Genomic DNA, 20,954 nt, shown 5'->3' on the forward strand with positions numbered 1-20,954 from the left:
AGAGCAGCATAGCCCAATACCGGGCGCTGTCCGAGGTTTGCAGAGTCGCCTCCCAGCAAATGGAGTGGCGCACACAGCAACGATGATCGACTAGGCGTGGGTCGGCTTGAACGCGCCGGCGGGCTGGGCCACCGCCAGGGCGGAGCTGGTGCCGATCGGGCCGTGTTGGTCGAACAGCGTTGCGGTGCCGGTGGCGACCCCGGCCGTACCGTAGTGGCTCTGTGCGGCCAGCCCGACGAATTCACCGTCGGGCAGCCGGCTGGCGGTGACGGTGTAGTCGGCGTTGATGTAACGCAATCCGCCTGTGCCCCAATGCGTGAGCGAGCTGGTGATGTCACCGACGAACGCCAGGCGGGTGAACGGCGTCAGGGCGTGGCCATGCACCATTGGCCGAAACACCCGCGCCCACGCGAACTTCTGGGCATGGGACTGCTCCCACTCGCCGGCGGCGATACCGGGGCTGCCCTCCAACGTCGCCCCGTATCCCCAGATGTGGAACGGCATGTCGGTCGGAAAGCCGTCGTGGGCCCTGGGCAGCGGCGGCATCTCGACCGGAAACGACCACACCTGGCCTTCGGGATGCTCACCGCGGCGCAGGAACAACGCGCTGGCGCGCGCGACGGTCGCGTCGCGCTGCATGAGGGCGGCGTCGACCAGCCTGATTCGCCGGCCTTCCCGCTGGACCGAGGTCCGGATCTGTACCGGCAGCAGCAGCGCCGGCCGTATCAGGTCGACGGTCAGCCGGGCGGGCTGGAAGTCGGGGTCGATGCCGGATTGCTCTATGCCCCAACCCAACAGCCCGCCGACGATCTGGCCGCCCATCGCCGCACCCCACGGGCCCTGGGTCATCGGCCCCGGAACATAGGAGTCGCCGTCTACAGTGAAGAACGCCTCGGGCATGATGGCGGAATCCTGGATCGTCACCGCTATCACGATAGGGCAGCAGGATAGTAAGGACCGGGCATGCCTCCAGTGATTGAAATTCCACGTGGCCCCAACCCGTTCCCGATGGCCGGGGTGTCCCGCGGCCCCGACGGCATACCGCGCTACGAGGGGCTCCCGGCCACCCTGCTCGACATGCTCGCCGAGCACGTCGACGCCAGCCCGGATGCCGAAGCCCTGGTCGAGCTGGGCGGCGACCGCCTGACGTACCGGCAGCTGTGGGACCGCGCGGCGCGCGTCGCCGGCGGGCTGCGCGCCGGCGGTCTGCAGCCCGGCGACCGCGTCGCGCTGCGTTACCCCGCCGGCATCGACTGGGCGCTGGCGTTCTGGGGCACCGCGATGGCCGGTGGCGTTGCGGTGGCGGTCAATACGCGCTCGGCGCGCCCGGAGGTCGAGTTCGTTTTGTCCGACTCCGGGGCGCGGGTGGATCTGGCGCCCGACGCGCCGCTGCCCGACGGTCGGCCGTACGTCACCGAGCGACTGGGCCGCGCCGACACCGCCGCGCTGTTCTACACCTCGGGGACCACCGGCCATCCCAAGGGGGTGCCGACCACGCACGAGGCGTTCTTGACCAACACCGAGAACGGGATCCGCTGTCTGCAACAGCCGCGGAACCTCGGCGACGCGATGCGCACGCTGATCTCGGTGCCGCTGTTTCACGTGACCGGTTGCAACACCCAGCTTCTGGCCGCGGCCCGGCTCGGCGGAGCGTCGGTGATCATGCCCGCGCTCAACCTGGACACGCTGCTCGCCACGCTGACCGCCGAGCGCATCTCGGTCATGGTCACCGTCCCGGCGATCTACTCGCTGTTGTTGCGCCACAAGGATTTTTCCGCGCTGGATACGTCGGGCGTGCGGTGGGTGGGCTACGGTGGCGCGCCGATCGCCCCGTCGCTGGTGCGGTCGGTGAAGAACGCGTTCGGCCACGCCACGGTGTTCAACGGCTACGGCATGACGGAGACGGCGTCGCTGATGACCGTGCTGCCCGATGCCGAGGCCGTCGAGCACGCCGACTCCGTCGGGTACGCGGTGCCGTCGGTGGACCTCGGGGTGATCCCGTTCGGCGACGACCCCGCCGTGGGCGAGCTGGTGGCGCGCGGCGCCAACGTGACCAACGGCTACTGGAACCGGTCCGAGGCCACCGCCACCACCTTCGCGGACGGTTGGCTGCACACCGGCGACGTGGTCCGCGTCGACGAGGCGGGCCGGGTGCACATCGTCGACCGGCTCAAGGACATCATCAACCGCGGCGGCGAGAACGTCTCCAGCGTCGAGGTGGAGGCCGTGCTGCTGGCCGCGCCCCATGTCGCGGACGCCTGCGTGCTCGGGGTTGCCGACGAGGTCATGGGGGAGAAGGTGGGAGCGGTGCTGTTCGGCGGCGGCGACGAGATCGACGTGCCGGCGGTGCTCGACCACTGCCGCGGCCAGCTGGCCGACTACAAAGTGCCGCAATACGTCACGGTGGTGGACACCGCGCTGCCCCGCAACGCCGGCGGCAAGCTGCTCAAGGCCAGGCTCCGCGAACAGGTCCAGTGGGGCGAGCCGCTGCGATGAACGCGAGCTTGCTGGTCGCCAACCGCGGCGAGATCGCACTGCGAATCATCCGCACCGCAACCGAATTGGGCATGCGCACCATCGCGGTGTATGCCGAAGACGACGCCGAGAGCCCGCACGTGCACGCCGCCGACGAGGCGATCGGCCTGCCAGGCACCGGCCCGCGGGCCTACCTGGACCAGCCCGCCATGCTGGCGGCGGCGAAGAGCGCCGGCGCGGAACTGATTCACCCCGGCTACGGATTCCTCAGCGAGAACGCTGAATTCGCCAACGCCTGCGCGGCCGGTGGCTACACGTTTGTCGGTCCCGATGCCCGGGTGCTCGAACTGCTCGGCAACAAGACCGCCGCCCGCGGCGCGGCGATCGCCGCCGGGGTGCCGGTGCTGCCCGCGACCGACGGCCCGAGCGGCGTCGAGGACATCAAGGCGTTCTTCGCCGCCCACGGCGGCGGCATCATGATCAAGGCCCTCGCCGGCGGCGGGGGCCGTGGAATGCGCAAGGTGCACAGCGCCGATCAGATCGACGATGCTTACCAGCGCTGCGCCGCCGAAGCCCAACTGGGATTCGGTGATTCCGCGCTGTTCGCCGAGGCGCTGCTCGCCGACGCCCGCCACATCGAGGTGCAGGTGGTCGCCGCACCGGCCGGACACCAGACGCACGCACACGCGGTCGGCGACCGCGACTGCAGCATCCAGCGGCGCTACCAGAAGCTGGTGGAAATCGCCCCCGCCCAAGGCCTTTCGGATGACCTGCGCCGCGCCCTGCACCGGGCGGCGGTGCGGTTATGCGCCCGCGTGGGGCTGCGCGGGCTGGCCACCGTCGAATTTCTGGTCACCGGCGACGAATTCGTCTTTCTGGAGGTCAACCCGCGAATCCAGGTCGAGCACACCGTCACCGAGGAAACCACCGGGCTCGACCTGGTCGCCCTGCAACTCGCCATCGCCCGGGGTGCGTCGTTCTACCAGCTGGGGTTGCCCTCCGGAATCGCCTCCGACGGACTGGAAGTCATCGGCGAGCCGGCCGCCCGCCGCGGCATCGCCATCCAGCTCAGGGTGAACATGGAGACGTTCGGGCCCGACTTCTCCGTCGCGCCCTCGGCGGGCACCCTCACCGTGTTCTCCCCGCCCAGTGGTCCCGGCGTGCGCGTCGACACCTATGGCCGGGCGGGATTGGCGATAAGCCCGCAGTACGACTCGCTGTTGGCCAAACTCATCGTCTTTGTGCACGCGTCATCCGCCGGGCACGGGTCATCATGGCGGGCCGCGGTGCGCAAGGCCCGCACCGCCCTGGCCGAATTTGGCATCGAGGGCGTTCACACGAATGTCGCCTTCCTGCGCGAGCTGGTGACCGACGACCGGATCGAATCCGGTTGGGTGAGCACCGGTTTCCTCGATGAGAAGCTTCCCGAGCTGGCCCAGGCCGCGCTGTCACACCAGCAAGAACCCCGGGCGGCGACGATCGAACTGTATCCCGGCGAGGATGCGCTGCGCGCCCAGTTGGCCGGCACCGTCATCGAGGTAGCGTCCGAGGACGCCGAATACGCGGCGGGCAGCCAGCTGGTTGTCCTGGAAGCGATGAAGATGCAGCACGTGCTCGTCGCGCCGGACGCGCTGCGGACCGTCCGGATCCTGGTGACACCCGGTCAGGTGGTCGGGACCGGAGATCCGCTGTTGGTCTTCACCCGCACCGCGGCCGCCGGTGACGGCGAATCCGTCTCGGCAACAACGGATCTCGATCGCCCGCGAGCCGATCTCGACGAGGTCGTGCGCCGGCATGCCTTGACCCTCGACGAGGGCCGCGAGGCCGCCGTCGCCAAACGGCACCAGCGGGGACGCCGCACCGCCCGGGAGAACATCGCCGATCTGGTCGATCCCGACAGCTTCGTCGAATACGGTGCGCTGGCGATCGCGGCTCAGCGCAGCCGGCGCTCGGAATCCGACTTGATCGTCAACACCCCGGCCGACGGCCTGGTCGCCGGGCTGGCCACCATCGGCGCGGACCGGTTCGGGCGGGACGCGGCGCAGGCCGTCGTGGTGTCCTACGACTACACGGTGCTGGCCGGCACGCAGGGCATGCGCAACCACGCCAAAACCGACCGCGTGTTCGATCTCGCCGCGCGAAAGCGCTTGCCCGTCGTGCTATTCGCCGAGGGCGGCGGCGGCCGGCCGGGCGACACCGACGTCGGCGGCGCCGCCGGCCTGGACGTGCCGACCTTCCGGATGCTCGCGGCGTTGAGCGGCGAGGTGCCGCTGGTGTCGATCGTCTCGGGCCGTTGCTTCGCCGGCAACGCGGCGCTGGCGGGGGTGTGCGACGTGATCATCGCGACGCCGGACGCCAACATCGGGATGGGCGGTCCGGCGATGATTGAGGGCGGCGGGCTGGGCGTGTATCCGCCGGAGGCGATCGGGCCGATCGGCGTGCAGCGCCGCAACGGCGTGGTCAGCCTGGTGGCCCGCGACGAGGCCCATGCGGTCGCGCTGGCCAAGCAATATCTCTCGTACTTCCAGGGCCCGCTGAGTGACTGGTCGGCGCCGGATCCACGGCTGGCCCGGCATGTGGTGCCGCAGAACCGGTTACGCGCATACGACGTGCACCGGGCGATCGAGTCGATCGTCGACATTGGCTCGGTGCTCGAGCTGCGGGCAGACTACGGCGTGGGGATTGTCACCGCCCTGGTTCGCGTGGAGGGGGTGCCGTACGGGCTGATCGCCAACAGCACCCACCACCTGGGCGGCGCGATAGACGCCGAGGCGGCCGACAAGGCCGGCGACTTCCTGGCCTTGTGCGAATCGTTCGGGTTGCCGGTGATCTCGCTGTGCGACACACCGGGCTTCATGGTGGGGCCCGACGCGGAGAAGGACGCGGCCGTCCGCCGCTTCGGCCGGATGTTCGTCCTGGGTGCGCGGCTGACGGTACCGCTGGGAATGATCATCCTGCGCAAGGCTTATGGACTCGGCGCGATGGCGATGGCCGGGGGTTCATTCCGGGCGCCGCAGTTCACCATCGCCTGGCCGACCGGCGAGATCGGCGGCATGGGTCTGGAAGGCGCCGTCCGCCTGGGATTCAGCAAGGAGTTGGCGGCGGTCGACGATCCGGCCGAGCGCCAAGTCCTGTTCGACCGCCTGGTGGCCGCGGCCTACGAGCACGGCAAGGCGCTGCGGGCGGCCACCACGTTCGAGTTGGACGACGTCATAGACCCGGCAGCCTCCCGGGCCTGGATCACCAGGCTCTCGGGAGGCTGAGGGGTAGAGCGATCAGGCGTGGCCGGAGCCGCAGCCGACGCCGGGCAGACATCCCTGCCCGCCCGGAATGCCACCGGGTCCCGCGTTCTGCCCGCCGGAGCCGCAGCCGACGCCCGGGACGCAGCCCTGGCCACCAGGTCCGCCGCCCGGACCGTTGAACTGGCCGCCCGAGCCGCAGTTTCCGTTGGCGTCGCAGCCGCCGCCACCCGGGTCGTCCTTGAAGGTGACGTGGGTCGGGGCGGGGGAGTTGGCGGCTAATCCGGTGACGTACACGTCAGCCGCGGCCACGGGGGCGGCGGCGATAGCCGCAGCAACAGCCCCGGCAACAACCAGCGGTTTCATGAGTGTCAATTTCGATAACATGCGGCTGGCATACCACCTCAACACGTGTCCAAAACATCGCGAATAAAATTCGACAGCACGAAGTTCCCGCTGCCGCACGGCGGCGTCACCGCGACGGAAGGCCTGACCACATGACCTCGCAAGATCTGACCGGCCGCACCGCGATCATCACCGGCGCGTCGCGTGGAATCGGGCTTTCGATCGCCCAGCAGCTGGCGGCCGCGGGGGCCAATGTGGTACTCACCGCGCGCAAGCAGGAGGCCGCCGAGGAGGCCGCCGCCCAGGTGGGCCAGCAGGCCCTCGGCGTCGGCGCGCACGCGGTCGACGAGGACGCCGCGCGGCGCTGCGTGGAGCTCACGCTGGAGCGCTTCGGCAGCGTCGACATCCTGGTCAACAACGCCGGAACCAACCCGGCCTACGGTCCGCTGATCGACCAGGATCACGCCCGTTTCACCAAGATCTTCGACGTCAACCTGTGGGCCCCGCTGTTGTGGACTTCGCTCGTGGTCAAGGCGTGGATGGGCGAGCACGGCGGGGCGATCGTCAACACCGCCTCCATCGGCGGTCTGCATCAATCGCCGGCGATGGGCATGTACAACGCCACCAAGGCCGCGCTGATCCATGTGACCAAGCAACTGGCGCTGGAACTTTCGCCGCGCGTCAGGGTCAACGCCATCGCGCCCGGGGTGGTGCGCACCCGGCTCGCCGAGGCGCTGTGGAAGGACCACGAGGACCCGCTGGCCTCGTCGATCGCGCTGGGGCGCATCGGTGAACCCGTCGACGTGGCCGGGGCGGTCGCCTTCCTGGTGTCCGACGCGGCCAGCTGGATCACCGGCGAGACCATGGTGATCGACGGCGGCCTGCTGCTCGGCGCCGCGCAGGGCTTCCAGTCCGCGCCGGGCGGCGGTCAATGACCGCCGTCGATACGACCGACCTGGACGCACGGGTTCAGGCACTGCTCGACGAGCACGATCCGGCGACCAGCGACCCGCGGGATTTCCTTGGCGCGCAATACGATGCGGGGCTGGCCTGGGTGCACCTGCCGCGCGGCTTCGGCGGGTTGGATCTGCCGCGCACCGCCCAGGAGCGCGTCGATGCCCGGCTGGCCGCCGCCGGTGCGCCGGTGGGCGGCACGCCGAAGAACTACATCGGGATGGGCATGGCCGCGCCGACCATCGCCGCGTTCGGCACCGACGACCAGAAACGAAAGTTTCTGCGCCCCTTGTTCACCGGCGAGCAGATCTACTGCCAACTGTTCAGCGAGCCGGGCGCGGGATCCGACCTTGCCGGGGTGTCGACCCGCGCGGTGCGCGACGCGGATAACCCTCAAGACTGGATTGTCAACGGCCAGAAGGTGTGGACGTCGCAGGCGCAACACGCGCAGATGGCGATCCTGGTGGCCCGCACCGATCCGGCCGTGCCCAAACACGCTGGCCTGACCTACTTTCTCTGCGACATGACGCAGCCCGGCGTCGAGATCCGGCCGTTGCGCCAGATCACCGGCGAGGCCGAGTTCAACGAGGTGTTCCTCACCGACGTCCGGGTGCCCGACGCGAATCGGCTGGGCCCGGAGGGCGGCGGCTGGCGGGTCGCGACCACCACCCTGAACAACGAGCGGGTGGCGATCGGTTCCCGCGCCGGGGCGCCGCGGGAGGGCGGCCACATCGGCAAGGTCACCGCCGCGTGGCGCGACGAGCCGGCGCTGCGCAACCCCGCCATGCACGATCAACTGATGCGGTTGTGGGTGGAGGCGGAGGTCCTTCGGCTCGCCGGCGAGCGGCTGCGGCAGCAGGCCGCCACCGGTCAGCCGGGCCCGGAGGGCGCCGGCATGAAGGTGGCGTTCGCCAAGCTGGCGCAAGCGATTTCGGGCTTCGAGATCGAGCTGCACGGCGAATCCGGCCTCTACTACGACGACTGGACCATGCGCAGGCCCGAGACGGTCGACCTGACCGGCCGCGGGCCCGGATACCGCTACCTGCGGGCGCGCGGCAACTCGATCGAGGGCGGCACCTCAGAAGTCCTGCGCAACACCATCTCCGAGCGGATCCTGGGCCTGCCGGGCGAACACCGCGTCGACAAGGACGTCGCCTGGAAGGACCTGCCCCGATGAGCGCGCACCTCGCCGACCTGCTGTACTCCGACACCGAGGAGGCGTTGCGGGCCGGCGTGCGCCAGCTGTTCGCCGAGCGGTGTCCGCCCGAAGGCGTGGCAAGCCTGTATAACGCCGAACCGCAAGACTTTTCGGGCGTGTGGCGCACGCTGGCCACCGAGCTGGGCGTGGCCGGCCTGCTGGTTCCGGAGTCGCTGGGCGGCGCCGGCGCGAGCGCCCGCGAGGCCGCGGTGGTCATGGAGGAGATCGGCCGGGCCGTCGCGCCGGTGCCGTTTTTGTCCAGCGGGGTGCTCGCCACCATCGCGCTGCTGCGGGCCGGTGACACCGAGACGGTGTCGGCGCTGGCGCAGGGCGAGCTGACGGCGGCGCTGGTGGTGCCGCTGTCGAGCGCGCCGGGCGACCCGGTCCCGCTGGTCAGCGGCGACTCGGACGGCCTGAGCGGATCGGTCACCGGCGTGACCGGCGCCGACGCCGCCGACGTGCTGGTGGTCCCGGTCGCCGCGCCCGCCGGGCTCGAGCTGCACACCGTCGCCCGCGGCGCGGCGGGGCTGCGGGTTTCCCCGCTGCTCGCGCTGGATATGACCAGACCCCTTGCCGCCGTGTCCTTTTCGGAGACACCGTCGTCGCGCGCCGGCGCGGGCGACGAGCCCGTCATCGAAGCCATCCGGACCGGGGCTGCGCTGCTGGCGTCCGAGCAACTCGGGGTCGCCCAGTGGTGCTTCGAGACCACGCTGGAATACGTCCGGCAACGCCGGCAGTTCGGCCGCACGATCGGCTCCTACCAGGCGATCAAGCACCGATTGGCGGACCTGTGGTTCGAAATCGGCGCGGCAACCGCCGCGGCCCGTTACGCCGCCGACACCTGCGTCCGGGACGGCGCGGACGCGGACGCCGCGGCGGCCATCGCCCAGGCCTACTGCAGCGACGTCGCCGTGCATGCCGCCGAGGAGTGCATCCAGCTGCACGGCGGGATCGGCATGACCTGGGAATATCCCGCACACCTGTACCTCAAGCGCGCCAAGAGCGACCAGTTGGCATTCGGCACCGCATACCGTCACCGCGCCCGCCTGGCCGAATTGGTGGACCTGCCGGCATTCTGACGTTGCCACCCGCGGCGCGGGCGCGCGCCGTGCCTGGGCTCGCGGTGATTCTTACCTGCGGGCCCGCCAATGACGGCAAACGGCCCCTCGTTGCGCGGCCGGACGGCGCGCCGAGGATAGAGTTTTGCGACCACCCGGGTGGAAGTGGGAGCGGTGCGATGCGGGTGTTGCTGTCGGCGTACGACTCGCGCGGAGGCGTCGAGCCGCTTGCCGCGCTCGCGCTGCAGCTGCGGACGCTCGGCGTGGACGCGGGGGTGAGCGCGCCGCCGGACGCGGAATTCGTCGAGCTGCTGGCCCGGGTGGACGTGCCGCTGCTGCCCTTCGGCGAATCGCTGCGGGCGATGAAGACCGGGGCGCTGCCGTCGGAGGAGGACCTCCGCCGGCACCTGGACGCGCTGATCGCCGTGCAGTTCGACACCGTGGCCGCCGCGGCCGAAGGGTGCGACGCGCTGGTGGTGGCCGGTTTCCCGCCGGCGGCGGCCGCCGCCCGCTCGGTGGCCGAACGGCTGGGCATCCACTACGTCTATGTCACCTACCAGCCCACCATCCTGCCGTCGCCGCACCACCCGCCGCCCGCCTACGGGCCCTTCCCCCCGGGCATGGTCGACAACCGGGTGCTGTGGCAACTGGATGGCCGGCACATGCAGGAGCTGTTCGGCGCGACGCTCAACGCTCACCGGACCGCCATCGGGCTGGCGCCGCTGGACAACCTGCGCGACTACGCGCTGACTGAATCGCCCTGGCTGGCGACGGACCCGATCCTGGATCCCTGGCGCCAGCCCAGCGACCTCGACGTGGTCCAGACCGGCGCGTGGCTGCTGCCCGACGAACGGCCCCTGCCGGCCGAACTGGTGGCGTTCCTGGACGCGGGAACGCCACCGGTCTATGTGGGCTTCGGCAGCATGCCCATGCGCGCCTCCCACGACGTCGCCGGGGTCGCCATCGACGCGATCCGCGCGCAGGGCCACCGCGTCCTGGTGTCCCGCGGCTGGGCGGAGCTGACCCCGATCGACGACGGGGCCGATTGCCTGGGCGTCGGCGACGTCAACCACCAGGCGCTGTTCACCCGGGTCGCCGCCGTTGTACACCACGGCGGGGCGGGAACCACCACGACGGCCGCCCGCGCCGGTGCGCCACAGGTGGTGGTGCCGCAGGGGGCCGATCAGCCCTACTGGGCGGGCCGGGTGCGCGACCTGGCCATCGGCGCCGCCCACGACGGTCCGGCCCCGACCACCGAGTCGCTGTCGGCCGCGCTCAAGGCGGTGCTGACCGAGCGGACCCGCGAGCGGGCGCGCTCCGTGGCGGCGACGATCCGCACGGACGGGGCGGCCGTGGCCGCGACCGTGCTGCGGGCGGCGCTAACGCGGTAGCGCCGAGGCGAACACCTGCGTCATCGCGTCCCAATGCCGCTCGGCTGCGGCGGCGTCATAGGGCCCGTTGTCCGGGACCGCGAATCCGTGGCCGGCCGAATACCACTCGATCGTGTGCTCGACGCCGGCCGCCGTCAGGGCCTTGTCCAGTTGCTCGGCGTGATCGGCGGTGAACGACGCGTCGTTCTGGGCGCCGCCCACGTACACCGTGGCGGTCATCCGGTCGGCGAGCAGGTGTGGGCTGTCCTCGGTGTCGGTCACCAGGCCGCCGCCGTGGAAGGACGCCGCGGCGGCCACCCGGTCGGGCACCCGGCCGGCCACCATGAGCGACGTCCGGCCGCCCATGCAGTAGCCGCATACCCCGAACCGCTCGCCGAGCACCTCGGGGCGGGCGGCCAGGTAGTCGAAGAACGCGGTCGCGTCGGCGGCCATCCGGTCCGGGGTGACGCTGCCGATCATCGAGAACAGGCGCCCGCGTTCCCTCTTGTCGGTGAAGACCGTCGCCATGTCGAACGGCGCCCAGTCCGGGGTGCGGTAGTAGACATCCGGCAGCAGCACGGCGTAACCGAACCCGGCCAGCTTGGCGGCCATCTGCTCGAAGGTGTCACGCACGCCGCCGGCGTCGGGATACATGACCAACCCGGGCCAGGGGACTTGCGATTCGGGGCCATCGGGGGTGAACAGGTGCACCGTGCAGGTGCCATCGGGTGTGGTGACGACGTCGATGATGTTCGGCATGGCACCCGTTTTACTCCGCGGGCCTAGAGGCGAAACATCCGCGTCGACCCGCCGCGCCCGGCTTCGCCGCGCTCGCGATCGCCGCGAAACATCCGCGTCGACCCGCCGCGCCCGGCTTCGCCGCGCTCGCGATCGCCGCTATTCTGACGGCGTGCCGATCCCGACTCCCTACGAGGACCTGCTTCGCCTGGTGCTCGAGCAGGGAACGGCCAAATCCGACCGCACCGGCACCGGGACCCGCAGCCTGTTCGGTCAGCAGCTGCGCTATGACCTCTCGGCCGGCTTCCCGCTGCTCACCACCAAAAAGGTGCACCTGAAATCGGTGATCTACGAGCTGCTGTGGTTTTTGCGCGGCGACTCCAACGTCGACTGGCTGCACCAGCACGGGGTCACCATCTGGGACGAATGGGCAAGCGACACAGGCGATCTCGGGCCGATCTACGGCGTGCAGTGGCGATCCTGGCCGACGCCTTCGGGCGAGCACATCGACCAGATCAGCGCCGCCCTCGAGCTGCTGCGCACCGACCCCGACTCGCGGCGCATCATCGTGTCGGCGTGGAACGTCGGCCAGATCCCGCAGATGGCGCTGCCGCCGTGTCACGCGTTCTTCCAGTTTTACGTGGCCGACGGGCGGCTGAGCTGCCAGCTCTACCAGCGCAGCGCCGACCTGTTCTTGGGCGTGCCGTTCAACATCGCCAGCTACGCGCTGCTGACGCACATGATGGCCGCCCAGGCCGGCCTGGCCGTCGGCGAGTTCGTGTGGACGGGTGGGGACTGCCACATCTACGACAACCATGTCGAACAGGTGCGCCTGCAGCTGAGCCGCGATCCCCGGCCCTACCCGGAACTCGTTCTGGCGCAACGGGACTCGATCTTCGACTACGTCTACGAGGACGTCGTCGTGCAGAACTACGACCCGCACCCGGCGATCAAAGCCCCCGTCGCCGTATGACCGCCGCATGACCGAGGTGGGCCTGGTGTGGGCTCAGTCGAGCTCCGGCGTGATCGGGCGCGGTGGTGACATCCCCTGGAACGTGCCGGAAGATCTGTTGCGGTTCAAAGAGGTGACGATGGGTCACCCGGTGATCATGGGCCGGCGGACGTGGGAGTCGTTACCGGCGAGGGTGCGCCCCCTGCCCGGGCGCCGCAACGTCGTGCTATCCCGCGACACCGGCTTCGTCGCCGACGGGGCGCAGGTGGTCGGATCCCTGGAGGCGGCGCTGGCCCAAGCCGAGGGCGAGCCGCGGACCTGGGTCATCGGCGGCGAGCAGATCTATTTGCTGGCGCTGCCGCACGCCACCCGCTGCGAGGTCACCGAGATCGAAATCGATTTGCGCCGCGATGACGACGACGCCCTGGCGCCGACGCTGGACGACACCTGGGTCGGTGAGACGGGGGAGTGGCAGGCCAGCCGCTCGGGGCTGCGGTATCGCTTCCACAGCTACCGGCGGCCCGCCGCGCACCCGGGCGCGCCCCCGGGCTGACCTGACATACTCGGACGCGGGGGTCGGTCGCACAGGGTCAACCAGGCGTTCGAAGAGAGAAGGGGGAATTGGCAGTGATAACCGAACCCGTGAAGACGTTCTCTCGAAAATTCATGGGCTACGACACCGCCGCGGTTGATGCCCACATCGAGATGCTGACCACCAAGCAGCAACTGCTGCTTGACGACGTCGAGAGCCTCCGGGCCCGGCTGCAGGAATCCGCCGATCAGACGGCCGCGCTGCGCAAAGAGGTGGCCGTGCTCACGGATACCTCGCCCTCGCCCCACGCGGTGCAGCAGCGGATGGCGAAAATGCTGAGCCGCGCGGTCGACGAGGTGGCCGAGATGCAGGCCGAGGCGCGCGCCGAAGCGGATGCGGTGATCGCGGCGGCCGAGGCCGAGGCCGAAGCCGCGGAACGAAAGCGCGACGAGGTGCTGGCCGACATGGCCGCGCAGCAAAAAGCCCTGGAAGCCGAGTACGCGGAGACCAAGGAGCGGCTCGACGCGGAACTGGCCGAGATGCGCGCCGAGACCGAATCGGCGATCAAGAAGGCGCGCCAGGAGGCCGAACGCGAGTGCGAGCAGCTGCTCGGCGACGCGAAGAAGGGCGCCGACCATTACCGGGAGAAGGCGCAGCGCGCGGTGGACGAGGCGACGGCGCGGCGCATCAAGATCCTCGAGCAGCTGATGGGCGTCTACCACGACCTCGACGAGGTGCCGAAGGCCCTCGAGGCGGCCTACGCCGAACAAAACGACTCGGGCGACGAGGCTGTGCTGAAACCGCTGGACCGCAAGGTCCGCGCGGGCTGAGTCGCGCTGGCGTGGCCTGCCGGGGTTGTCGCACCCAAGAGGTATTCTCTGCGCCGTGCCAACCCGCAGGCTATCGGCCGACCAAGCCCGCCGGATAGCCGTTGCAGCCCAAGGTTTTACCGAGCCCCGGCCCGGCGGTGAGATCACCCGGGCACACCTGAAGCGGCTGATCTCCAGAATCCAAGTGCTGCAACTGGATTCGGTCTCGGTGGCGGTGCGGGCGCATTACGCCCCGGTTTTCAGCCGGCTCGGCGCCTACGACCGCGACGTGCTCGACCGCGCCGCCTGGGGTCCGCGGTCCGCACGGCTGCTGGCCGAATACTGGGTCCACGAGGCCGCGCTGATGGCCGTCGAGGACTGGCCGCTGTTGCGCTGGCGGATGCGCCAGTACTCCCACGGCCGCTGGGGCACCCACATCGTCAAGGCCAACCCGCAACTCGCCGACAAGGTCGTCGCCGCCGTCGCCGAGCTCGGACCGAGCACCGCCGGACAGATCGAGGCCCACCTCGAGGCCGGACCGCGTGGGCCCAAAGGCAGCTGGTGGGGCAACCGCAGCGACACCAAATGGGTGGCCGAGGCCCTGTTCTCCGCCGGGGTGCTCACCACCGCCACGCGGGTGGGCTTCGCCCGCCACTACGACCTGGTGGAGCGGGTGTTGCCGGCCCGCGTGCTGGCCCGCGAGGTCGACGACGACGAGGCGATCCGCGAGCTCACGCTGCGGGCCGCCACCGCGCTGGGCGTGGGCACCGAGGCCGATATCCGCGACTACTTCCGGCTGTCGGCCGCCCAGGTCAAGCCGGTGATCGCCGCGCTGGTGGCCACCGGTGACCTCGAGCCCGTCGACGTCGACGGCTGGTCGGCGCCGGCCTATCTGCGGGCGGGCCGCGCGGTGCCCCGCACCGACCGCGGCACCGCGCTGCTGTGTCCGTTCGACCCGCTGATCTTCTTCCGTCCGCGCGTCGAGCGCCTGTTCGAATTCCATTACCGCATCGAGATTTACACGCCGGCCGCCAAGCGGCAGTACGGCTATTACGTGTGGCCGCTGCTCATGGACGGGCGACTGGTGGCGCGCGTCGACCTCAAGGCCGACCGCGCCGCCGGCACACTGCGGGTCCTCGGCGCGTTCGGGGAACCGGATGCGCCCAGGGATCGCGTCGCCGCGGCGCTGGCCGGTGAACTGCAGTCCATGGCGGCCTGGCTGGGCCTGGGCGGGTTCAGTGTCGCCGGGAACGGTGATCTGTCCGGTGAGCTGCGCGCGGCGGCCAAGCGGGCCGGCTGATGGCGGCGTCGACGTCCAGGGAACTCAACGCCACACTGTGGAAGGCGGCCGAGAAGCTGCGCGGCTCCCTGTCGGCCGGCCAGTACAAGGACGTGATCCTGGGGCTGGTGTTCCTGAAGCATGCCTCCGCCTCACACTGGAAAGTGTTGGCGGACAACGTAACCTCCGAAGGCATCGGCCGGCTGGCCGATGAGGCGATGGACGCCGTGATGACGGCGACACCGGCGCTGGCCGGGATGCTGCCCCGGCTGTACGGCAACCTCGACCGGCGTCGCCTCGGTGAGCTGGTGACCGTGCTCGACGGCACCCGGATCGGTGACCGCGACAGCCGGGCCGGCGACCTGATGGGCGAGGTCTACGAGTACTTCCTGGGCAATTTCGCGCGCGCGGAAGGGCGGCGGGGCGGCGAATTCTTCACCCCGCCCAGCGTCGTGCGGCTGCTCGTCGAGGTGCTCGAACCGACCGGCGGGCGGGTGTATGACCCGTGCTGCGGCTCGGGCGGGATGTTCGTGCAGACCGAGCACTTCGTCGCCGAACGCGACGGTGACCCCGCGAACGTCACCGTCTACGGCCAGGAAAGCGTCGAGCAGACCTGGCGGATGGCGAAACTGAACCTCGCCGTGCACGGCATCGACGGCTCAGATCTGGGCGCCCGGTGCGCCGACACGTTCGTCACCGACCTGCACGCCGGCGTGCAGATGGACTACGTGATGGCCAATCCGCCGTTCAACATCAAGGATTGGGCCCGCGACGAGGAGGACCCGCGCTGGCGCTTCGGCGTTCCGCCCGCCACCAACGCGAATTACGCCTGGATCCAACACATCCTGTCCAAGCTGGCGCCCGGCGGCACGGCCGGTGTGGTGATGGCCAACGGTTCGATGTCGTCGAACGCCATGGGGGAGGGCGACATTCGGGCCCGCATCGTCGAGGCGGATTTGGTGTCGTGTGTGGTCGCATTGCCCGCGCAACTGTTCCGCAGCACCGCGATACCGGTGTGCCTGTGGTTCTTCGCCATGGACAAGGCGCACCGATCTGGGCAGGTGCTGTTCGTCGACGCGCGGGGCATGGGCCAGCTGGTGGATCGCGCCGAGCGCGCACTGACCCGCGACGAGATCGTCCGGATCGCCGATGCCTACCACGGGTGGTCCGGCGCGGCGTCGGCCCTCGCCAAAGGCCTTGCGTATGAGGATGTTCCGGGATTCTGTCGGTCCGTGCCGGTGGACGACATCAGGGCGGCGGGCTACCCGCTGACCCCCGGGCGCTATGTGGATGCGCCGGCCGTGCCGGATGACGGCGAGCCGGCCGCCGACAAGATCGCGCGATTGACCGGCGAGCTGCTGGCCGCGCTGGACGAATCGGCGCGCGCGGACCAAGCGGTGCGCCGTCAGGTGGAGCGGCTGCGGTGAACACCGTCCTGGGCGATCACCTCGATTTTCGCAGCGGAAGCAGCGCGCCCCGGCGGGCGTCCGGCGGAGGGGTCCCCATCTATGGGGCCAACGGCGCGATCGGTTACGCCGCCGAGCACAACGCCAGCGGGCCCGTGATCGTGCTCGGCCGCGTCGGGTCGTACTGCGGCAGCCTGCGCTACTGCGACTCCGACGTCTGGGTCACCGAGAACGCGCTGGTGTGCCGCGCCAAAGACCCCCGAGAGACCCGGTATTGGTACTACGCCCTGCACACCTGCCGGCTGGCCGACCACCGATCCGGGTCGGGTCAGGCCCTGCTCAACCAGAGGATTCTGAACGACGTGTCGGTGCCGACCGTCGCCGCGGGCGAACGGCGTCGGATCGCGGAGGTGCTGGGCGCCCTCGACGACAAGATCGCCGCCAACGACCGGGTGATCGGGGCGGCCGAACGCCTGATGATCGCCCTCGCCGAAGCGGCGCCGGGTCGGGTGCGGCTGTCCAGCCTGGCGAGCCGGTCGACGGTGATCTGCCACGTGAGCGAATTCGACGATCGCCTCGCCCACTTCAGCCTTCCGGCGTTCGACGACGGCGCGAGACCCCGCCTAGTCGACGCCGCGGCGGTGCGCAGCGCCAAGCTGCTCCTGACGGAGCCCTGTGTGTTGTTCGCCAAGCTGAACCCGAGGATCCCGCGGATCTGGAACGTGCCGAGCCTGCCGTCGCACATGGCGGTGGCCAGCACCGAGTTCGTCGTGCTGCGCCCACAGGGCTGCGATTCCTCGGCGCTGTGGTCGGCGCTGCGGCAGCCGGACGTCTCCCTGCGGCTGCAGCGGCGGGCCGCGGGGACCTCGGGCAGCCATCAACGGATCCGGCCCGGCGACCTGCTGGACGTGTCGGTCCCCGACGTGCGCCTGCTGAGCCCGGCGGCGTTGCGGACGATCAGCGATCTGGGTGCGCTGTGTCACGCCGGGCGCGCCGAGAGCGCGCGGTTGTCGGCCTTGCGCGATGCGCTGCTGCCGTTGCTCGTCTGCGGGAAGGTGCGGGTCTCCTCGCGCCACTCCGTGGCGCGCATCGTCGCCCGGCTAAGGTGAGCGCCGTGGCCGAGATCGCGCCGCTGCGCGTGCAACTGATCGCCAAGACCGACTTCTTGGCGCCCCCGGACGTGCCATGGGACACCGACGCCGACGGCGGTCCCGCGCTGGTCGAGTTCGCCGGCCGGGCCTGCTACCAGAGCTGGTCGAAGCCCAACCCCAAGACCGCGACCAACGCCGGCTACATCAAACACATCATCGATGTCGGGCACTTTTCGGTGCTCGAGCACGCGAGCGTGTCGTTCTACATCACCGGCATCTCCCGATCGTGCACCCACGAGCTGATCCGGCATCGGCACTTCTCGTATTCGCAGCTGTCGCAGCGCTACGTCCCCGAGAAGGACTCGCACGTGGTCGTGCCCCCGGGACTGCAGGACGACCCGGAACTGCAGCAGATCCTGGCCGCGGCCGCCGACGCCAGCCGTGCCACCTACACCGAGCTGCTGACCAAACTGGAAGCCAAGTTCGCCGATCAACCCAGCGCCGTCTTGCGGCGCAAGCAGGCCCGCCAGGCCGCCCGCGCCGTGCTGCCCAACGCAACCGAGACCCGCATCGTGGTGACCGGCAACTACCGGGCGTGGCGCCACTTCATCGCGATGCGCGCCAGCGAGCACGCCGACGTGGAAATCCGCCGGCTGGCCATCGAATGCCTGCGCCAGCTCTCGGGTGTGGCGCCCGCGGTGTTCGCCGACTTCGAGATCTCCACCCTGGCCGACGGCACGGAGGTCGCGACCAGCCCGCTGGCGACCGAAGCCTGACGCGAAGTCGCGCGACGGCGCGTCTACGCGGGTGCTAAATACCTTGCTGGGGCCAGGTAACCTGAACACCGTGAGCACCGCCGGATTCGACGCCCCAGCGCGGCTGGGAACCGTGCTGACCGCGATGGTCACACCGTTTCGGCCCGACGGCTCCGTCGACACCGCCGCGGCCGCCCAGCTGGCCAATCACCTGATCGACGCGGGCTGCGACGGCCTGGTGATCTCCGGCACCACCGGCGAGTCCCCGACCACCACCGACGACGAGAAGCGAGAGCTGCTGCGCGTCGTGCTGGACGCCGTCGGCGACCGGGCCCGCGTCATCGCCGGCGCCGGCACCTACGACACCGCCCACAGCGTCCGGCTGGCCAAGGCCTGCGCGGCCGAGGGCGCCCACGGGCTGCTGGTGGTCACGCCGTACTACTCCAAGCCGCCGCAGAGCGGGTTGATCGCCCACTTCACCACCGTCGCCGACGCGACCGACCTGCCGGTGCTGCTCTACGACATCCCGCCGCGCTCGGTGATACCGATCCAGCCCGACACCATCCGCGCGCTGGCCGCCCACCCGAACATCGTCGGGATCAAGGACGCGAAGGCCGACCTGCACAGCGGGGGCCAGATCATCGCCGAGACCGGACTGGCCTACTACTCCGGCGACGACGCGCTGAACCTGCCGTGGCTGGCCATGGGTGCGACCGGCTTCATCAGCGTGATCTCGCACGTGGCCGCGGGGCAGCTGCGGGAGATGTTGTCCGCCTTCAGCTCCGGGGACATCGCCACCGCCCGCAAGATCAACGCCACCGTCGCCCCGCTGTGCGACGCGATGGCCCGGCTGGGCGGGGTGACCATGTCCAAGGCCGGCCTGCGCCTGCAGGGCATCGACGTCGGCGATCCGCGGTTGCCCCAAATGCCCGCCACGCCAGAACAACTCGAGGCGTTGGCCGCCGATATGCGTGCGGCGTCAGTGCTGCGGTGACCCGAGGAGTTTCCGAGAAGTGGATGTAGACCTCGCCCCGCCAGGCCCCTTGGCCACGGGAGGGTTGCGGGTCACCGCTCTTGGCGGCATCAGCGAAATCGGCCGCAACATGACGGTTTTCGAGCACCTGGGCCGGCTGCTGATCATCGACTGCGGGGTGATGTTCCCCACCCACGACGAGCCCGGGGTCGATCTGATCCTGCCGGATCTGCGCCACATCGAAGACCGGCTCGACGACATCGAGGCGCTGGTGCTCACCCACGCCCACGAGGACCACATCGGCGGCATTCCCTTCCTGCTCAAGCTGCGCCCCGACATCCCGGTCGTCGGTTCGAAGTTCACGCTGGCGCTGGTCGCGGCGAAATGCCGCGAGCACCGCCTCAAGCCGGTGTTCGTCGAGGTGGGCGAGGGCCAGAAGAGCAGTCACGGCGTGTTCAAATGCCAGTACTTCGCCGTCAACCACTCCATCCCCGACGCGCTGGCGATCGCCGTACACACCGGTGCCGGAACCGTCCTCCACACCGGTGACATCAAGCTCGACCAGCTTCCCCTGGACGGCCGCCCCACCGACCTGCCCGGCATGTCCCGGCTCGGTGACGCCGGGGTGGACCTGTTCCTGTGCGATTCCACCAATGCCGAGCACCCGGGTGTCGGCCCGTCGGAAAGCGAAGTGGGCCCGACGCTGCACCGGCTGATCCGCGGCGCCGAAGGCCGCGTCATCGTGGCATGCTTTGCCTCCAACGTCGACCGCGTGCAGCAAATCATCGACGCCGCAGTCGCATTGGGCCGGCGGGTCTCGTTCGTCGGCCGGTCCATGGTGCGCAACATGGGCATCGCCCGCGAACTCGGGTTCCTGCGGGTGGCCGATTCGGACGTGATCGACATCGGCGCCGCCGAGATGATGCCGCCAGAGAAGGTGGTGCTGATCACCACCGGCACGCAGGGCGAACCGATGTCGGCGTTGTCGCGGATGTCGCGCGGCGAGCACCGCAGCATCACCCTGACCGCCGGTGACCTGGTGGTGCTGGCGTCGTCGCTGATCCCGGGCAACGAGGAGGCGGTCTACGGCGTCATCGACGAGCTGGCCAAGATCGGTGCTCGCGTCGTGACCAATGCCCAAGCGCGCGTGCATGTTTCGGGGCACGCCTACGCCGGGGAATTGTTGTTCCTGTACAACGGGATTCGGCCGCGCCACGTCATGCCCGTGCACGGAACCTGGCGCATGCTGCGCGCCAACTCCAAACTCGCGGCCCGCACCGGCGTGCCGGAGGAGTCGATTCTGCTGGCCGAGAACGGCGTGAGCGTCGACCTGGTGGCGGGCACGGCCTCCATCGCCGGCGCGGTGCCGGTGGGCAAGATGTTCGTCGACGGCCTGATCAACGGCGACGTCGGCGACATCACCCTGGGCGAGCGGCTTATCCTGTCGTCGGGCTTCGTGGCGGTGACCGTCATCGTCACCCGCGGCACCGGTCGCCCGGTCGCCCCGCCGCACCTGCAATCGCGCGGATTCTCCGAGGACCCCAAGGCGCTCGAGCCCGCCGTGCGCCGGGTCGAGGCCGAACTGGAAGCGCTTGCGGCCGAGAACATCACCGATCCGGGCCGCATCGCTCAGGGCGTGCGGCGCACCGTCGGCAAGTGGGTGGGCGAGACCTACCGCCGTCAGCCGATGATCGTGCCGACCGTCATCGAGGTCTGAACTCGGCGTCTGGGCCGCGAAACTTAACTCATTGCGGTGATGACCGGCGTGTCGTCGCAGATG

Annotated in this window: 18 protein-coding genes; 15 read left to right on the forward strand and 3 right to left on the reverse strand. The window is 70.1% G+C overall.

Annotation, left to right across the window (positions count from 1 at the left end; translation table 11 throughout):
• Positions 1–90: 90 nt before the first annotated feature.
• The gene (locus tag A5646_RS17460; protein ID WP_197498020.1) at positions 91–924 is read right to left on the reverse strand and encodes a thioesterase family protein; all 834 of its coding nucleotides are present in this window, start codon (positions 922–924) and stop codon (positions 91–93) included.
• A gap of 39 nt (positions 925–963) precedes the next feature.
• On the opposite strand from A5646_RS17460, the gene A5646_RS17465 reads away from it, so the two are divergent.
• Both A5646_RS17465 and A5646_RS17470 read left to right on the forward strand, forming a co-directional pair.
• Positions 964–2,496, forward strand: coding sequence for a class I adenylate-forming enzyme family protein (locus A5646_RS17465; RefSeq protein ID WP_197505227.1), 1,533 nt, complete (start codon positions 964–966; stop codon positions 2,494–2,496).
• The gene (locus tag A5646_RS17470) at positions 2,493–5,738 is read left to right on the forward strand and encodes a carboxyl transferase domain-containing protein (RefSeq protein WP_067023022.1); all 3,246 of its coding nucleotides are present in this window, start codon (positions 2,493–2,495) and stop codon (positions 5,736–5,738) included. The genes A5646_RS17465 and A5646_RS17470 overlap by 4 nt, the downstream gene beginning before the upstream one ends.
• Before the next feature lie 12 nt (positions 5,739–5,750).
• Here A5646_RS17470 and A5646_RS17475 read toward each other — a convergent pair whose 3' ends face one another.
• Positions 5,751–6,080, reverse strand: a complete 330-nt coding sequence (locus A5646_RS17475; RefSeq protein WP_066860851.1) for a PE-PGRS family protein — start codon at positions 6,078–6,080, stop codon at positions 5,751–5,753.
• A gap of 131 nt (positions 6,081–6,211) precedes the next feature.
• Between A5646_RS17475 and A5646_RS17480 the strand changes: the two genes are divergently transcribed.
• The 4 genes from A5646_RS17480 to A5646_RS17495 all read left to right on the forward strand — a co-directional run bounded on the left by A5646_RS17480 (position 6,212) and on the right by A5646_RS17495 (position 10,660).
• Positions 6,212–6,994: an SDR family oxidoreductase gene (locus A5646_RS17480; protein ID WP_067023025.1), complete on the forward strand. Its 783-nt coding sequence runs from the start codon at positions 6,212–6,214 to the stop codon at positions 6,992–6,994.
• Positions 6,991–8,190 (forward strand): acyl-CoA dehydrogenase family protein, encoded by a 1,200-nt coding sequence (locus tag A5646_RS17485; protein ID WP_067023027.1) that lies wholly within the window; start codon positions 6,991–6,993, stop codon positions 8,188–8,190. Before A5646_RS17480 ends, A5646_RS17485 begins: the two co-directional genes overlap by 4 nt.
• Complete coding sequence (locus A5646_RS17490; protein ID WP_067023030.1) at positions 8,187–9,290, forward strand: acyl-CoA dehydrogenase family protein; 1,104 nt, start codon at positions 8,187–8,189, stop codon at positions 9,288–9,290. Before A5646_RS17485 ends, A5646_RS17490 begins: the two co-directional genes overlap by 4 nt.
• A gap of 158 nt (positions 9,291–9,448) precedes the next feature.
• The gene (locus tag A5646_RS17495; protein WP_067023033.1) at positions 9,449–10,660 is read left to right on the forward strand and encodes a glycosyltransferase; all 1,212 of its coding nucleotides are present in this window, start codon (positions 9,449–9,451) and stop codon (positions 10,658–10,660) included.
• Here A5646_RS17495 and A5646_RS17500 read toward each other — a convergent pair.
• On the reverse strand, positions 10,649–11,398 hold the full coding sequence (locus A5646_RS17500) for a dienelactone hydrolase family protein (RefSeq protein ID WP_067023036.1): 750 nt from the start codon (positions 11,396–11,398) through the stop codon (positions 10,649–10,651). The two genes, A5646_RS17495 and A5646_RS17500, sit on opposite strands and share 12 nt — an antisense overlap.
• A 151-nt stretch (positions 11,399–11,549) precedes the next feature.
• Between A5646_RS17500 and A5646_RS17505 the strand changes: the two genes are divergently transcribed.
• The 9 genes from A5646_RS17505 (at position 11,550) to A5646_RS17545 (ending at position 20,891) form a co-directional block, all read left to right on the forward strand.
• The gene (locus tag A5646_RS17505) at positions 11,550–12,350 is read left to right on the forward strand and encodes a thymidylate synthase (protein ID WP_067023039.1); all 801 of its coding nucleotides are present in this window, start codon (positions 11,550–11,552) and stop codon (positions 12,348–12,350) included.
• 7 nt (positions 12,351–12,357) lie between these two features.
• On the forward strand, positions 12,358–12,882 hold the full coding sequence (locus A5646_RS17510) for a dihydrofolate reductase (RefSeq protein ID WP_067023040.1): 525 nt from the start codon (positions 12,358–12,360) through the stop codon (positions 12,880–12,882).
• 74 nt (positions 12,883–12,956) lie between these two features.
• Entirely contained in the window at positions 12,957–13,691 is a 735-nt protein-coding gene (locus A5646_RS17515) for a cell division protein DivIVA (RefSeq protein ID WP_066860823.1), read from the forward strand.
• Between the two features lie 55 nt (positions 13,692–13,746).
• Positions 13,747–14,970, forward strand: a complete 1,224-nt coding sequence (locus A5646_RS17520) for a winged helix-turn-helix domain-containing protein (RefSeq protein ID WP_067023043.1) — start codon at positions 13,747–13,749, stop codon at positions 14,968–14,970.
• Positions 14,970–16,376 carry a type I restriction-modification system subunit M gene (locus tag A5646_RS17525; protein WP_067023046.1) on the forward strand — a complete coding sequence of 469 codons (1,407 nt, stop codon included), beginning with the start codon at positions 14,970–14,972 and terminating at the stop codon, positions 16,374–16,376. Before A5646_RS17520 ends, A5646_RS17525 begins: the two co-directional genes overlap by 1 nt.
• Positions 16,373–17,464: a restriction endonuclease subunit S gene (locus A5646_RS17530; RefSeq protein WP_067023049.1), complete on the forward strand. Its 1,092-nt coding sequence runs from the start codon at positions 16,373–16,375 to the stop codon at positions 17,462–17,464. The genes A5646_RS17525 and A5646_RS17530 overlap by 4 nt, the downstream gene beginning before the upstream one ends.
• Positions 17,465–17,469: 5 nt before the next feature.
• A complete protein-coding gene (thyX, locus tag A5646_RS17535) occupies positions 17,470–18,222 on the forward strand; it encodes an FAD-dependent thymidylate synthase (protein WP_066860954.1) in 753 nt (250 codons plus the stop codon).
• 70 nt (positions 18,223–18,292) lie between these two features.
• Positions 18,293–19,195 (forward strand): 4-hydroxy-tetrahydrodipicolinate synthase, encoded by a 903-nt coding sequence (gene dapA / locus A5646_RS17540; RefSeq protein ID WP_066879648.1) that lies wholly within the window; start codon positions 18,293–18,295, stop codon positions 19,193–19,195.
• A 19-nt stretch (positions 19,196–19,214) separates the two neighbouring features.
• Positions 19,215–20,891 carry a ribonuclease J gene (locus A5646_RS17545; protein ID WP_067023051.1) on the forward strand — a complete coding sequence of 559 codons (1,677 nt, stop codon included), beginning with the start codon at positions 19,215–19,217 and terminating at the stop codon, positions 20,889–20,891.
• Positions 20,892–20,954 lie beyond the last annotated feature (63 nt).

It is taken from the genome of Mycobacterium sp. 1245499.0 (genome assembly GCF_001673615.1).
Taxonomy (GTDB): domain Bacteria; phylum Actinomycetota; class Actinomycetes; order Mycobacteriales; family Mycobacteriaceae; genus Mycobacterium; species Mycobacterium europaeum_A.

Bases quoted from the DNA above. Each gene is read 5' to 3' on its own strand.
- A5646_RS17510 (WP_067023040.1), top strand. From the start codon at position 12,358: ATGACCGAGGTGGGCCTGGTGTGGGCTCAGTCGAGCTCCGGCGTGATC.
- A5646_RS17475 (WP_066860851.1), bottom strand. From the start codon at position 6,080: ATGAAACCGCTGGTTGTTGCCGGGGCTGTTGCTGCGGCTATCGCCGCC.
- A5646_RS17525 (WP_067023046.1), top strand. From the start codon at position 14,970: ATGGCGGCGTCGACGTCCAGGGAACTCAACGCCACACTGTGGAAGGCG.
- A5646_RS17470 (WP_067023022.1), top strand. From the start codon at position 2,493: ATGAACGCGAGCTTGCTGGTCGCCAACCGCGGCGAGATCGCACTGCGA.
- A5646_RS17500 (WP_067023036.1), bottom strand. From the start codon at position 11,398: ATGCCGAACATCATCGACGTCGTCACCACACCCGATGGCACCTGCACG.
- A5646_RS17480 (WP_067023025.1), top strand. From the start codon at position 6,212: ATGACCTCGCAAGATCTGACCGGCCGCACCGCGATCATCACCGGCGCG.
- A5646_RS17485 (WP_067023027.1), top strand. From the start codon at position 6,991: ATGACCGCCGTCGATACGACCGACCTGGACGCACGGGTTCAGGCACTG.
- A5646_RS17490 (WP_067023030.1), top strand. From the start codon at position 8,187: ATGAGCGCGCACCTCGCCGACCTGCTGTACTCCGACACCGAGGAGGCG.
- A5646_RS17465 (WP_197505227.1), top strand. From the start codon at position 964: ATGCCTCCAGTGATTGAAATTCCACGTGGCCCCAACCCGTTCCCGATG.
- A5646_RS17495 (WP_067023033.1), top strand. From the start codon at position 9,449: ATGCGGGTGTTGCTGTCGGCGTACGACTCGCGCGGAGGCGTCGAGCCG.